We start from the raw sequence: 13843 nt of genomic DNA, 5'->3' as shown, positions 1-13843 counted from the left end.
CGATCATGGCAGCTCGCGGTGACAATTCGAAAGCAAAGCCCGGCGCGCCTGTCGACGTCGAGCCATTGCGCCGGGCGATAACCGGCTGCGTGCGCTCGATCGCCGGCGATGGCGACGTCGAGGTGACCTTCGCCAATGAACGGCCGGGGATGACCGGCGAGCGCATTCGGCTGCCGGAACTTTCCAAGCGGCCGACGGCGCATGAGCTGGCGGTCACTCGTGGTCTCGGCGATTCGATGGCGCTGCGGCTCGCCTGCCATGACGAGAAGGTGCATGCGACGATGGCGCCACAGGGCTCGGATGCCCGGGCGATCTTCGATGTGGTCGAGCAGGCGCGTGTCGAATCGATCGGCGCGCTGCGCATGGAGGGCATGGCCTCGAACCTGCGCTCCATGACGGATGAGAAATATTCGAAGGCGAATTTTACCGGCATCGAGCGCCAGGAAGACGCGCCGGTCGGCGAAGCGGTTGCGATGATGGTGCGCGAGAAGCTGACCGGCCAGCGCCCGCCGGCCTCCGCCGGCAAGGTGCTCGACCTTTGGCGCGACTTTATCGAGGACAAGGCAGGGTCCGAACTCGACAATCTGTCGAGCGCGATCAACGACCAGCAGGCCTTCGCCAAGGTCATCCGCAACATGCTGTCGGCCATGGAAATGGCCGAGGAATACGGCGACGATGACAGCGACGCCGACAATGACGACCAGTCGGAGCAGGAAGACCAGCCGAGCGGCGACGAACAGGACCAGGACGAGGTCGACGAGGATGCCGGCACCGATGCCGCCCCCGTCGAGGACAGTGAAGTTGCCGACGAGCAGATGGAGGATGGCGAGACCGAAGGCGCCGAAATCTCTGACGACGACATGATGGAAGAAGGTGAGGACGATTCGGAAACGCCGGGCGAGACCCGCCGGCCGAATACGCCTTTCGCCGATTTCAACGAGAAGGTCGATTATCACGTCTTTACCGAAGAGTTCGACGAGATCATCACCGCCGAGGAACTTTGCGACGCCGCCGAGCTGGAGCGCCTGCGCGCCTTCCTCGACAAGCAGCTGGCGCATCTGCAAGGCGCGGTCGGACGTCTCGCCAACCGGCTGCAGCGCCGCCTGATGGCGCAGCAGAACCGCTCCTGGGATTTCGACCTGGAAGAGGGTTATCTCGATCCGGCGCGGCTGCAGCGTATCATCATCGATCCGATGCAGGCGCTCTCCTTCAAGATGGAGCGCGACACCCAGTTCCGCGATACCGTCGTTACCCTGCTCATCGACAATTCCGGCTCGATGCGCGGCCGGCCGATCACGGTTGCCGCCACCTGCGCCGACATTCTCGCCCGCACGCTGGAGCGCTGCGGCGTCAAGGTCGAGATCCTGGGCTTTACGACCAAGGCCTGGAAGGGCGGGCAGGCGCGTGAAAACTGGCTTGCCGGCGGCAAGCCGCAGACGCCAGGCCGTCTCAACGACCTGCGTCATATCATCTACAAGTCGGCCGACGCGCCGTGGCGGCGCGCGCGCGCCAATCTCGGGCTGATGATGCGCGAGGGCCTGCTCAAGGAAAATATCGACGGAGAGGCGCTGATCTGGGCGCATAATCGCCTGCTCGCGCGCCGCGAGCAGCGCCGCATCCTGATGATGATCTCGGACGGCGCGCCGGTGGACGATTCGACGCTCTCGGTCAATCCGGGCAATTATCTCGAGCGGCACCTGCGCGCCGTCATCGAACAGATCGAGACGCGCTCGCCTGTCGAACTGCTGGCGATCGGCATCGGCCACGACGTGACGCGCTATTATCGCCGCGCCGTGACCATCGTCGATGCGGACGAGCTTGCAGGTGCGATGACCGAGCAGCTTGCTTCATTGTTCGAGGACCAATCCGTCCAGCCGCGCGGCGGCCGGATACGCCGTGCCGGCTGACATCGCGGGAAGAATGACGGTCAAGCGCCTCTGCCGTGCGGCGTCGATCGCGCTCTGTATCGCAGCCGGCGCTTCCTCGTCATGGGCCGGCGACGACCTGCCTGTCATTAGCCGGCAAATCTCCGATTTCAGGATCGGCTCTTCGGAGACGCAATTCGGATCGCTGGAATTTCTCGGCGGGCTGGAGATGGTCTCCAGCAGAGCGCTATTCGGCTCGCTCTCCTCCATCCGTTTCCGGCCGGACCAAAAACATTTCGTCGTCGTGCTCGATACCGGCCAGTGGCTGACCGGCAGCATCGCGCGCGACGTCAAGGGCAGGCTTTCCGGCCTTTCGGATGTCGAGATCACGCCGATGAAGAACAGCGCCGGGCGCAGCTTCGAAGGCAAGGGACATATGGATGCCGAGGGACTGGCGCTTGACGGCGACCGGATCCTGGTCTCCTTTGAGCAGGCTCATCGCGTCGATGTCTATCCCGATCCCGGCTTTGCCGGCTCGGGAGCGATCGCCACTTTGCCGATCCTGATCCCGCGAAAGATGCTGGACGACAACCGCGGCATCGAAACCATCACCGTGGCGCCGGCATCCAGCCCGCTGCGGGCGGCGTGGTCATCGTCTCCGAACGCGGTCTCGACAGTGACGGCAATCGGTTGGCGGCCATTCTCAGCGGGCCGCTGAAAGGGCGTTTCTCGGTTAAGCGGGACGGCAGCTTCGACATCACCGACGGTGCCTTCCTGCCGAACGGCGACCTGCTGCTGCTGGAGCGCCGCTTCAACATGGCCGAAGGCATCGGCATGCGTCTTCGGCGCATCAAGGGCGCCGACATCAGGCCCGACGCTGTCGTCGACGGTGAATTGCTGCTGGAAGGCAATTTCAACTCCCAGATCGACAATATGGAAGGGCTCGATGCTTTCCAGGCCGCTGACGGCACGACCCATATCATCCTGGTGTCGGACGACAATCATTCGATCCTGCAGCGCAATCTGATGCTGGAATTTCGGCTTTCTGAAGAGGCCACGTGGTCAGCGCCGAATTTCCGGAAGCTGAATTGATCCTAGCCATCGGCCCGAAAATCGGAATCAATTTTCGGAAAGCACGATGCGTAGATTCAAAACGTTAGAGCGTTGCCATATGCCTCGGCTATCCCCCGCGGCATCGGGAAAGCAGTCTTCGGAGGGAGTTCGTGGTGCACATTCATGTCATGGGCGCGTCCGGTTCCGGCACGACATCACTCGGCCGCGCGCTTGGCGAAAAGCTCGATATCGCCCATCTCGACACCGACGATTTCTTCTGGTTACCGACCGATCCGCCGTTCACGACGCCGAGGGATGCTGACGAGCGCATCGGGCTGCTCCTCGATGAGGTGGCGCGGCATGAAGGCTGGGTCCTCTCCGGATCGGCGCTGAAATGGGGAAGACCGCTCGAGCCGCTTTACGATCTGATCGTGTTCCTCAGGACCGACCCGGAGCTTAGAATGGCGCGCATCCTTGCGCGGGAGATTGCCCGATACGGCAACAGAATCAGGCCGGGCGGCGACATGGCCGTAAAAAGCGGGGAATTCCTGGAATGGGCGGCCAGCTACGATACGGCCGGTCCCGAACGCCGCAGCCTTGCGGCACATGAGCAATGGCTGAAAACACAGACAGCGCCGGTGCTGCGGCTCGATTCATCGCTAGGTATCGACGATCTGACGGCAGAGGTGCTGCTGCATCCGGCCCTCGCCGCCGGTGCGGTCCGGCGGCGTTCGTAACTTCAATTAGCTGGCGCGAGCGGCCTGCATCGGTCGCAGCACGTTCATCAGTGCGCCATAAGGCAGCAGCATGACGAGGCCGACGATCATCTTCACGGCGAAATCACCGATCGCCCAGGAAATCCAGCGTGGAGCCTCGGTGGCGAAGACGCCGAGGACGGGGGCTGCTTCCAGCGCGAAGGGATCGTTCGGGCCGAGGAAGACGAAAAAGGCGGCGAAGGACAGCGAGAAGAACATCACCGTATCGAGCGCCGAGCCGATCAGCGAACCGACCAGCGGCGCGCGCCACCAGGCCTGGCGGCGGAGGCGGTTGAAGACGGCGATATCGAGCAGCTGGCCGGCGAGATAGGCCGAGCCGGAGGCAATGGCGATACGCGGCACCGAGGTGAAGAAGGAGAGCGTCACGCCGACGACGAAGCCGGCAAAGACGACCCTGCGGGCTGCCTGCGGGCCGAACTGGCGGTTGGTCAGATCGGTGATGAGGAAAGCGATCGGATAGGAGAAGGCGCCCCAGGTCAGGATGTCGGCAAGGTTGATGCCGGCGACTTCGGCGTTCAGCGGAAACTGGACGAGGAAGTTGGAGGCGACGACGACGAGCGTCATCAGTGCGACATAGGCGATGGTATAGCGGGTCTTCAGCATTTTTTTATCCTGGGTGATGCCACCAGTTGGAGGAGCAAACCGGCAAAGCAAAAGGCTTGTCCGGTATTATCCGTTCAAGCCTTTTGAAGCCGTATGAAAGAAGGGCAGAAGCTTACGCAGCAGCAGCGGCTTCAGCGGTCTTCTTGGCGATCTGACGGCGCAGCAGGCGAGCGCGCATCGACAGTTCGTTTTCGCTGGCCTTCAGCAGGAAGGCATCGAGGCCGCCACGATGCTCGACGGAGCGAAGAGCAGCAGCCGAAACGCGAAGACGATAACGCTGGTTGAGAGCGTCGGAAATCAGCGTTACCTGGCACAGGTTCGGCAGGAACCGGCGCTTGGTCTTGTTGTTGGCATGGCTGACATTGTTACCAGTCAGGACGGCCTTGCCGGTCAATTCGCACACGCGGGACATGGAACACCTATTCTTGTTTTTCTCGGGCCATCGAATTGCCATTCCCGGCAAAGCCAGGCGCGCAATCCAACGGGCATGATTGGAAAGTTGCGGTTCTATAGTCAGACAGGCTGCTCGCGTCAAGCCAAACCTTGGCCTTTCCCGCAATTCTGTCAAAAAGCTGCTGTTTTCTTCCCTTCGCGGCAGGAGTATAGAGCGCTCAGCAAGGGGCTGCCAGCGCGCAGCAAGACAAGGCTTTTTCCATGGCTCATTCGGGCAGACGGATTTTCATTTCGGCCATCGCCGCACTTCTTGCCATACCGGCATCGGCGGCCGAAATTCAGCATCGGACGGAATACCGGGTGGCGCTCGCCGGCCTGCCGATCGCGCGCGCCGCGTTTCTGACGCAGATCGAGGACGATCACAGCTACAAGATCGCCGGCGACATCAATTCTGCCGGTCTTGCCGATCTCGTCACGACGATTTCGGCCAAGACCAGCGTCACCGGCGTCGTGCGCAATGACAGATTGCAGGCGCAAAAATACTCTCTCTACTACAAGAGCGGCAAGAGGAAGGCCCGCGTCTACGAGGTCAGCTACCGCAACGGCAACATCATCTCGGCGACGACGACACCGATGCCGAAGCGTCCGAAGAACTGGATCGACGTCACGCCGCGCGACATGCGCTCGGTGCTCGATCCGATCTCCGGCCTGGTCTTCACCGGCGATACCAAGGTCTGCTCGCAGACGCTGCCGATCTTCGACGGCGAGACGCGCATGGATCTAGTGCTGTCGCCGAAGGGCGACGAGGATTTTTCCACCAATGGCTTCAAGGGCAAGGCGATCGTCTGCGGTGTGCGCTTCGTGCCGCGCTCGGGTTACAAGAAGGGCCGCAAGGACATCGACTATCTCAGCAAGAGCAACCGCATGGAGATCTGGTTTGCCAAGTCGGACGCGGCAAATGTATACGCTCCTGTCTATGTGCGCATTCCAACCGAATATGGAATGGTGACGATTACTGCCGTCAAATACGGCAGCAACAGCTGACGGGGCTTCTGCCTCCGTGAAGGGGATGACGGGTGAAGCTTCGCGCGACGTTGATCGGTTTTGCGGCCATTCTGATGTGGTCGTTCCTGGCGTTGTTCACGGCCGCCTCCGGCAAGATGCCGCCATTCCAGCTTTCGGCCGTCTGCTTTGCGATCGGCAGCATTCCCGGCCTCGTCGTGCTTACCCTCGATCCCTCGCGGCTGGCGCTGCTGAAGCAGCCGGCCAAGGTCTGGATAACAGGCATTGCGGGGCTGTTCGGCTATCATTTCCTCTATTTTACCGCGCTCCGGAACGCGCCGGCGGTGGAGGCGGGACTGGTCGCCTATCTCTGGCCGCTGTTGATCGTCGTCGGTTCGGCACTGCTGCCGGGCGAACGGCTGCGCTGGTATCATGTGGCAGGTGCGCTTGCCGGACTTTGCGGCACCTTCCTGATCGTCGGCCGCAACGGCATTGATTTCGACGGCGCCTATGCCGTCGGTTACGGTGCTGCCTTTCTCTGCGCCTTCACATGGTCCGGCTATTCGCTGCTGACGCGGCGTTTTGACGCCGTCTCCACGGATGTCGTCACCGGCTTCTGCCTTGCGACCTCCATCCTGTCGCTCTTCTGCCATCTCGGCCTTGAGACGACCGTCTGGCCGGAAACGGTTTTCGAATGGGTCGCCGTTGCCGGGCTCGGGCTCTTTCCGGTCGGTGCCGCCTTCTACGCCTGGGATTACGGCGTGAAGAACGGCGATATCCAGATCCTCGGCGCGGCAAGTTATGCAGCACCTCTGCTTTCGACGCTTATTCTGGTGCTGTTCGGATTTGCCGAGCCGAGCTGGCGCATTGCTCTCGCCTGCCTGCTCGTCACCGGCGGGGCGGTGCTCGCCGCCCAGGACATGTTCCGCCGCAAAACTCCGGCGCAGTCTGCGGCTGTTCTAAATTAGATAGTTGGAGCATGATGTCGCCCGAAAACCGCTCACACTTTTCGGCATCATGCTCTAGCCGCCTGGCTTCCAATCGGGTGGCGCCATCTCGAAGCTCGAAAATTCGAAGCCGGGCGAGACGGTGCAGCCGACCAAGCTGAAATCGCCAAGGGTTTCGGCCGATTGCCACCAATTGGCGGGAATGATTGCCTGCGGCCGCTCGCCGGCAGGGAGATTCGTTCCGAGCGTCAGGGTCTCGCTTGCCGTTCCGTCTTCCGACCGGTGCAGCGAGAGCGGCGCGCCGGCGTAATAATGCCAGACCTCGGCCGCATCATGGACGCGATGCCAGTGCGAACGCTGCCCTCTGGTCAGCAGATAATAGATCGCTGTCGAATGGCCGCGTTCTCCGCCCGCCGTATCGCGGAATGTCTGCACGTACCAGCCACCTTCGGGATGCGGCTGCAGGCCGAGTTCGCGGATGATGTCATCGGGCGACATCAGAAATGGTCCTTGCGCTTGCGGATCTCTGCAAAGACTTCCTCGTTCGTCTTGCCTTCCATCACCAGATTGCGGCGGATCGCCGGATCGGCGGCGCGCAGGAACGGGTTGGTTTCCTTTTCCAGCCCCAATGTCGTCGGGATGGTGAATTTGCCGTCGGCGCGCAAGGTCTCGATCTCGGCGGCACGGCTCTTGAGGCGCTCATTGTCGGGATCAACGGTCAGCGCGAAGCGGGCATTGGACAACGTGTATTCATGGCCGAAATAGACGGCGGTCTCATCGGGCAGCACGGCGAGTTTCTGGAGGGAATGCCACATATCGGCGGCCGGGCGTTCGAACAGCCGGCCGCAGCCGAGCGCAAACAGCGTGTCGGCGGCAAACAGCAGCTTATCGTCGACAAAGTGATAGCAGATGTGGCCGGCGGTGTGGCCGGGCGTTTCGATGACGTTGACCGTGTGATCGCCGAAAAGGAAGCTGTCGCCATCGGCCATCGCCCGATCGAGGCCAGGAATGGCGACGGCCTCGTTGATCGGGCCGATGATCTCGCAGCCGAACTGCTCCTTCAGCGCCAGGTTGGCGGTGACATGGTCGGTGTGATGATGAGTAGTGAAGATATGGGTGATTTTCCAGCCGCGACGTGTCGCCGCTTCCACGATCGGCGCCTCCTCCGGTGCATCGATCGCCGCGGTAAAGCCTGTCTCCGGATCGTGCACGAGAACGCCGAAATTGTCGGTGCGGCAGAGAAAAACGTCTAATTCCAAAGGTTTCATCGTTCAATAATCCCTTATCCCAGGAGTCTCGCGGAAATGTAGAGGTTCCGGCCTTGAAGTCCAACCGCCCGCTGATAACATTTATCGCAATGCACGCCGATATCGTCGACTTACGCCAGTTTTATCATTCCGAGCTCGGACGTCTTGCCGAGCAGTCGATCGCCATGGCGCTGTCCTCGCTCTGGGTGCGGCTGCCGCAGGAGCGTCTGGTCGGCCTCGGTTATGCCGTGCCCTTCCTCGATCGCTTCCAGGCCGATACCGAGCGCACCTTCGCCTTCATGCCGGCCGGGCAGGGCGCGGTGAACTGGCCGATGGGCTCGCTTTCGACGACGGCGCTGATTTTCGACGAGGAACTGCCGCTGCCGGATTCCTCGATCGACCGGGTGCTGATGGTGCATTCGCTGGAATTCGCCGAAAGCCCGCGTGAGACGCTGAAGGAGCTCTGGCGGGTGCTGGCGCCGGGCGGACGGCTGGTCATCGTCGTGCCGAACCGGCGCGGCGTCTGGGCACGCATGGAGCATACGCCCTTCGGTTCGGGCCGGCCCTATTCCCGCGGTCAGTTGACAAATCTGCTGCGCGAGACGAACTTCACGCCGGGCGCGACGGCTGAAGCGCTATTCTTCCCGCCCTCCAAGCTCAGAACCATCCTGCGCCTGCGGCGCGCCTTCGAGCGGATCGGCCGAACGCTTTGGCCGGCCTTCTCGGGCGTCATCATCGTCGAAGCGCAGAAGCGCCTCTATCAGGGGCTGCCGGTTGCGGCACGGGCCTCCCGCCGTGTCTTCGTGCCGGTTCTCGCGCCTCATGGCGTGCCGACCACACGTAGTAGATGACGTCGCTCCCGGTGGTCTCCACTGCTTGTGTCACGCCCATAGCTCTCGACAACAATCGCATTCCGCTTTAATGCCACTTGGTGTTTTTCAGCCCGGATTTCCGGCAATTCCAAGGTCGAACCCATGAGCGTTGAGATGAGCAAGCCCGTTCCGCGTCCCGGTATTCTCGATATCGCAGCCTATGTGCCGGGCAAGGAACATGCGCCGGGCGTCGCCCGCGTCTACAAGCTTTCCTCCAACGAAACGCCGCTCGGCGCCAGCCCGAAGGCAGTCGAGGCCTTCAAGGCGGTTGCCGACAATCTGGGGCGTTATCCCGACGGGCAGGCGATCGAACTGCGCGAGGCGATCGCCGCCGTGCACGGCCTCAATCCGGCAAACATCCTCTGCGGCAACGGTTCCGACGAGTTGCTCGGCCTGCTCTGCCATGTCTATCTCGGCGCCGGCGACGAGGGCATCATCACCGAGCACGGCTTTCTCGTCTACAAGATCCAGATCCTGGGCGCGGGCGCCACGCCTGTCGTCGTCAAGGAGAAAGACTATACCGTCGATGTCGATGCGATCCTTGCCGCGGTGACGGAGAAGACGAAGATCGTCTTCATCGCCAATCCCGGCAATCCCACAGGCACCTATGTTTCCGTCAGCGAAATCCGCCGCCTGCAGGCCGGACTGCCGAAACATGTCGTCCTGGTGCTCGATGCCGCCTATGCAGAATATGTGCGCCGCAACGATTATGAAGCCGGCATCGAGGTCGTGTCCTCCAATGCCAATGTGGTGATGACCCGCACCTTCTCGAAGGCCTATGGTCTCGCGGCGCTGCGCGTCGGCTGGATGTATGCGCCCGCCGAGATCGTCGACGCGCTGAACCGCGTGCGCGCGCCGTTCAACTTGAACGCACCGGCGATCGCCGCTGCCGCCGCCGCCATCCGCGACCAGGCCTTCATCCAGCAGGCGGTCTCCTTCAACCAGATGTGGGTGGAGACGCTGACCCAGGCGCTCGAAGCGATCGGCCTGAAGGTGACGCCGTCCGTCGCCAATTTCGTCCTCATCCATTTCCCCGAGATCGACGGCAAGCGCGCTGCGGATGCCGACGATTTGCTGACGAGCCGAGGCTACATCCTGCGCGCCGTGCGCGGTTATGGCTTCGCCAATGCGCTGCGCATGAGCATCGGGCCTGAGGAGGCCAATCGCGGCGTGATTGCCGCGCTCACCGAATTCATGGGTCATCAGCCATGAGCGTGCAGTTCGATCGTATCGCGCTGATCGGCATCGGCCTGATCGGCTCTTCGCTCGCCTATGACATCAGGCGGCTTGGCCTTGCGAGGGAGATCGTCGTCGCCACACGCAGCCCCGATACGCTGAAACGCGCCGAAGAACTCGGCCTCGGCGATCGCTACACGACGTCGTCGCAGGATGCCGTCAAGGGTGCCGATCTGGTGATCGTCTCGGTGCCGGTCGGCGCTTCGGAAAGTGTGGCGAAGGAGATCTCGGCAAACCTGAAGCCCGGGGCTATCGTTACCGACGTCGGTTCGACAAAGGCCTCGGTCATCGCGCAGATGCTGCCGCATATGCCTGATAATGTGCACTTCATCCCCGGCCATCCGCTGGCAGGTACGGAGAAATCGGGGCCGGATGCCGGCTTTCCCGGCCTTTTCGAAGGCCGCTGGTGCATTTTCACGCCGGTCGCCGGCACCGATGAGGTGGCGTTAAAGCGGCTCCGCAGCTTCTGGGAAGCGCTGGGCTCGAAGGTCGACGAGATGGATGCCGAGCATCACGACAAGGTGCTCGCCATCGTCTCGCACCTGCCGCATATCATCGCCTACAATATCGTCGGTACGGCCGACGATCTGGAGACGGTGACGGAATCGGAAGTCATCAAATATTCCGCCTCGGGCTTTCGCGATTTCACCCGCCTTGCTGCGTCCGACCCGACGATGTGGCGCGACGTCTGCCTGCATAATCGCGATGCGATCCTCGAAATGCTGGCGCGTTTCTCGGAGGATCTCGCCTATCTGCAACGCGCCATCCGCTGGGGTGAGGGCGACAAGATTTTCGAACTCTTCACCCGCACACGCGCCATCCGCCGTTCGATCGTCCAGGCCGGCCAGGATGTCGACGCGCCGGATTTCGGCCGCCACGCGCTGGATAAGAAGTAGCAGCCCGCGATGGTTGAGGTGGCAAGCGCTGGCCAGGCCGATATCGACTGGCTGGTGCGCGAGGATGCCAGCGCCGGTGAAGCGTGGGTATCGCGCTGCGTCGCGCTCGGCGAATATCTGGTTGCCAGGGAGGCCGGCGAGATCGTCGGCTTCCTGCGCTTCTCCCGCTTCTGGGGCAGGGTTCCCTATATGGAAATGATCCGCGTCCTGTCCGGCCACCGCCGGTCGGGCGTCGGAACGGCGCTGTTTCTCGCCTGGGAAGACGCCATGCGCGACGACGGCGCCCGCCTGCTGATGACGTCGAGCGAATGCGACGAAAGCCGGCCTCAGGACTGGCATCGCCGCAACGGATTTTCCGAAACGGGTGCGATCGAACTGCCCGGCCTGCAATCGGTGCCGGAAGTCTTCTTCATCAAGCGCATCGCCTGAAGCGCATCGCGTCGAATGAATCATGCGACGCGCTTCAGGCCTTTTCCATTTCCTATGCATCCCGTTGTCCCAAAACCACTGGACACGTTTGGGCGAGATGCATCAGATCGGCGGAATCCGGCCGAGCGGGATGAAACCGCTGACGGTGGCATTGCCGCGATCGACGACGAGATCGACGGAGACTTTGTCGCCGCCGCCGGCAAGCGCCTTCAAGAGCTTGGTTGCCGTGCTGACGGTCGAGGCGATATCCGGAAAGGCCTGTTTCAGACTGTCCCCCCACGGGCCGAGCTGTTCGATCTCCAGCTTGAATTTTCCCGAGAGGAAGCCCTGCTCGTCGAAGGAGAAGGGGCCGGTGAGCGTCATCACCTTGCCGTCGCCGATGTCGGCGACGATGCGGCGCAGGTCGCCGGTGGCACCATTGAGGCCGTTCCGGTCACTGCCGTCGATCAGGCCGGCCTTGCCGGCGACGGTCAGGTCGATGCTGGCAGACAATTTCGGGAAGATCTGCGGCCAGTCCTTGATCGCCGTATTGGCGTCCTGCACGGAGATCGCTCCGTCGAGATCGGCGCCGTTCTGGCGCAGATGGATTTCGGTGCGAGCGGCGTCGAAGCTCATGGTCTGGCCGCTGTAGGAGGAGACGGCCATCGCCTTCAGACCCTCGATGACGGTCGAGCTGCGGTCGACGCCCTGCAGCCTGGTCGCAAGGCTCGCCTGCAGGTTCGTCCATTGGGCCGAGATCGAAAGGCCGTTGCTGGTGCGGATTTCGGCCGGCGAATCGAGTTCCCAGACAATATCGCCGGGCGCATAGACCTGCGCTGCCGAGCGCAGCGCGCCGAAGGTGGCGGAGACGCCGTTGACATTGTCGTCGACGTCGATCCTGGAGCAGAACAGGCCGATACGGAAGGGATAGCCGCGGAATTCGATATCGGAGCATTCACCGCTGACGCCTGCCTGATCGCGCGGCGCGATCGCCTTCAGCACCGTGGTCTTCAACGCCGACGCCGCATAGAACCAGCCGCCGGTATAAAGCGCGATCGCCAGGAGGACGCCTCCACCCAGCAACCAGAATTTCTTGCCGCTGCCTGATTGGCTGCTGCCGGATCGGCTTGACGCTGCCATGATGTTCTCCAATGGTGAATCGCAAATGTGATTCCGGTCTGGCGTGCGATATGGACGAATTTTGGGTATTTGGCTACGGTTCGCTGATGTGGAATCCGGGCTTCGAGTTCATGGAGCGGGCAGAGGCCCTGGTCTATGGCTACAGGCGTTCGCTCTGCGTCCGCTCCTTTGTCCATCGTGGCACACGCGACAATCCGGGCCTGGTTCTCGGCCTCGACAGGGGTGGTGCCTGCCGCGGCATGGCTTTCCGAATTTCGCCTGAAAAATGGGATGAGGTGATCGATTATCTCCGCGCCCGCGAGCTGGTGACCAATGTCTACCTGGAGCGCCGGGTGCGGCTGCAGCTTGCCGGCCGGCGCCGGGTGGAAGCGGTCGCCTACATCATCGACCGCGAGCATGAGCAATATGCCGGCGCACTCGATGCGCTTGCGGCGGCACGCGTGGTGAACGAAGCAAAAGGCCAGTCTGGTCCGAATGACGCCTATGTCTTCAACACGCTGACGCATCTGAAGCAGATGGGCATTCGCGACCATTGGCTGGAGCAGGTCGTCAACGAAGTGGAGCGGCTCCGCGCCGCCTGATCTCAGCCAGTTGCCGCGTTCAGCTTGCGCAGCTCGACCAGTCTTTCGACGGCCGTCGGCGGGAGCGGCAGATGCGGATTTTGCGCCACGGTTTCGAGCAGAAGCTCGTCGCTTGCTCGCTCCGATACCTCGATCAGATGGGCAAAAAAGGCGCCCGGATCCATTCCGGGCGCGATCGGCGGCAGGATCTTCACCTTGAAATGGCCGGGATAACGACGAATGCTCCGCCGCGGCCAGAAGAGGCCGGGATGCATGGCGACCGGCACGACGGGGAGGTTAAGGTCGCGGTACATGCGGGCGATGCCGTATTTATAGAGCGGTTCTGCGCCCGGCGGGCGGCGAGTACCCTCGGGATAGATGATGAGCTGGCGGCCGGTCGACAGCTCTTCCTTCGTGCGTTTCAACACTTCCACCATCACCTTGCCGCGGGCGCCGCGATCGACCGGGATCATGCGCTGTTTCTTCGCATACCAGCCGAAGAGCGGAATCCACATCAGTTCGCGCTTCAGGATGTAGACCGGATCCTTCAGCCAAGGCAGCAGTGCGTAGGTATCCCAGAAGGACTGATGCTTCGGCGCCAGGATGTAACTGCCATCAGGCAGGTTCTCTAGGCCCTCGATCTCGAAGGTGGTGCCGACGATCACCCGCATCAGCCAGTGGTTGGAACGCGCCCAGTTCTTCGGAATCGCATAGGCGATCTTGCGCGGCACCACGAAATAGTAGGGCGAGAGCACGATCATCCGGATGATGAGGTTGGCATAGAAGATCGTGTTGAAGAGAACGGAACGCAGGGCGATCATGAAACTTTCCCGAGGCATGCTCAC

General features: G+C 62.2%; 15 protein-coding genes and 1 pseudogene. 10 read left to right on the top strand and 6 right to left on the bottom strand.

The window, feature by feature from the left end; genetic code table 11:
- Positions 1 to 5 precede the first annotated feature (5 nt).
- The 3 genes and pseudogenes from cobT to BA011_RS17935 all read left to right on the top strand — a co-directional run bounded on the left by cobT (position 6) and on the right by BA011_RS17935 (position 3655).
- Entirely contained in the window at positions 6 to 1907 is a 1902-nt protein-coding gene (gene cobT, locus BA011_RS17945) for a cobaltochelatase subunit CobT (RefSeq protein WP_020051849.1), read from the top strand.
- Positions 1908 to 1920: 13 nt separating this feature from the next.
- Positions 1921 to 2957, top strand: a pseudogene (locus tag BA011_RS17940) (esterase-like activity of phytase family protein).
- A gap of 131 nt (positions 2958 to 3088) precedes the next feature.
- Positions 3089 to 3655, top strand: a complete 567-nt coding sequence (locus BA011_RS17935) for an AAA family ATPase (RefSeq protein WP_065281443.1) — start codon at positions 3089 to 3091, stop codon at positions 3653 to 3655.
- A 6-nt stretch (positions 3656 to 3661) separates the two neighbouring features.
- Here the strand turns inward: BA011_RS17935 and BA011_RS17930 are convergent, their stop codons facing one another.
- Positions 3662 to 4297: a VUT family protein gene (locus BA011_RS17930; RefSeq protein ID WP_065281442.1), complete on the bottom strand. Its 636-nt coding sequence runs from the start codon at positions 4295 to 4297 to the stop codon at positions 3662 to 3664.
- 112 nt (positions 4298 to 4409) lie between these two features.
- Positions 4410 to 4709 (bottom strand): 50S ribosomal protein L28, encoded by a 300-nt coding sequence (gene rpmB, locus BA011_RS17925; protein ID WP_027666808.1) that lies wholly within the window; start codon positions 4707 to 4709, stop codon positions 4410 to 4412.
- Between the two features lie 242 nt (positions 4710 to 4951).
- On the opposite strand from rpmB, the gene BA011_RS17920 reads away from it, so the two are divergent.
- The gene (locus BA011_RS17920; protein ID WP_065281441.1) at positions 4952 to 5734 is read left to right on the top strand and encodes a DUF3108 domain-containing protein; all 783 of its coding nucleotides are present in this window, start codon (positions 4952 to 4954) and stop codon (positions 5732 to 5734) included.
- 32 nt (positions 5735 to 5766) lie between these two features.
- The gene (locus BA011_RS17915; protein WP_065281440.1) at positions 5767 to 6660 is read left to right on the top strand and encodes a DMT family transporter; all 894 of its coding nucleotides are present in this window, start codon (positions 5767 to 5769) and stop codon (positions 6658 to 6660) included.
- A 54-nt stretch (positions 6661 to 6714) separates the two neighbouring features.
- On the opposite strand, the gene BA011_RS17910 is transcribed toward BA011_RS17915, so the two are convergent.
- Together BA011_RS17910 and gloB are read right to left on the bottom strand one after the other, a co-directional pair.
- Positions 6715 to 7137 carry a cupin domain-containing protein gene (locus tag BA011_RS17910; protein WP_017962307.1) on the bottom strand — a complete coding sequence of 141 codons (423 nt, stop codon included), beginning with the start codon at positions 7135 to 7137 and terminating at the stop codon, positions 6715 to 6717.
- Positions 7137 to 7907 (bottom strand): hydroxyacylglutathione hydrolase, encoded by a 771-nt coding sequence (gloB, locus tag BA011_RS17905; protein WP_065281439.1) that lies wholly within the window; start codon positions 7905 to 7907, stop codon positions 7137 to 7139. The genes BA011_RS17910 and gloB overlap by 1 nt, the downstream gene beginning before the upstream one ends.
- Before the next feature lie 53 nt (positions 7908 to 7960).
- On the opposite strand from gloB, the gene BA011_RS17900 reads away from it, so the two are divergent.
- The 4 genes from BA011_RS17900 (at position 7961) to BA011_RS17885 (ending at position 11319) form a co-directional block, all read left to right on the top strand.
- The gene (locus tag BA011_RS17900; protein ID WP_065281438.1) at positions 7961 to 8737 is read left to right on the top strand and encodes a class I SAM-dependent methyltransferase; all 777 of its coding nucleotides are present in this window, start codon (positions 7961 to 7963) and stop codon (positions 8735 to 8737) included.
- Positions 8738 to 8872: 135 nt separating this feature from the next.
- Positions 8873 to 9970, top strand: a complete 1098-nt coding sequence (gene hisC, locus BA011_RS17895; RefSeq protein WP_186806452.1) for a histidinol-phosphate transaminase — start codon at positions 8873 to 8875, stop codon at positions 9968 to 9970.
- A complete protein-coding gene (locus BA011_RS17890) occupies positions 9967 to 10890 on the top strand; it encodes a prephenate/arogenate dehydrogenase family protein (RefSeq protein WP_065281436.1) in 924 nt (307 codons plus the stop codon). Before hisC ends, BA011_RS17890 begins: the two co-directional genes overlap by 4 nt.
- A 9-nt stretch (positions 10891 to 10899) precedes the next feature.
- Positions 10900 to 11319, top strand: coding sequence for a GNAT family N-acetyltransferase (locus BA011_RS17885; RefSeq protein ID WP_065281435.1), 420 nt, complete (start codon positions 10900 to 10902; stop codon positions 11317 to 11319).
- Positions 11320 to 11421: 102 nt separating this feature from the next.
- On the opposite strand, the gene BA011_RS17880 is transcribed toward BA011_RS17885, so the two are convergent.
- Positions 11422 to 12438, bottom strand: a complete 1017-nt coding sequence (locus BA011_RS17880) for a DUF2125 domain-containing protein (protein WP_065281434.1) — start codon at positions 12436 to 12438, stop codon at positions 11422 to 11424.
- Between the two features lie 50 nt (positions 12439 to 12488).
- On the opposite strand from BA011_RS17880, the gene BA011_RS17875 reads away from it, so the two are divergent.
- Positions 12489 to 13019, top strand: a complete 531-nt coding sequence (locus BA011_RS17875; protein WP_026158908.1) for a gamma-glutamylcyclotransferase — start codon at positions 12489 to 12491, stop codon at positions 13017 to 13019.
- A gap of 2 nt (positions 13020 to 13021) precedes the next feature.
- On the opposite strand, the gene BA011_RS17870 is transcribed toward BA011_RS17875, so the two are convergent.
- Positions 13022 to 13819 carry a lysophospholipid acyltransferase family protein gene (locus BA011_RS17870; RefSeq protein WP_065281433.1) on the bottom strand — a complete coding sequence of 266 codons (798 nt, stop codon included), beginning with the start codon at positions 13817 to 13819 and terminating at the stop codon, positions 13022 to 13024.
- Positions 13820 to 13843: the final 24 nt, after the last annotated feature.

Origin of the sequence: Rhizobium leguminosarum (genome assembly GCF_001679785.1) — a bacterium.
In the GTDB taxonomy this organism is placed as follows: domain Bacteria; phylum Pseudomonadota; class Alphaproteobacteria; order Rhizobiales; family Rhizobiaceae; genus Rhizobium; species Rhizobium leguminosarum_R.
This window is presented reverse-complemented; position numbering and strand designations above follow the sequence as displayed.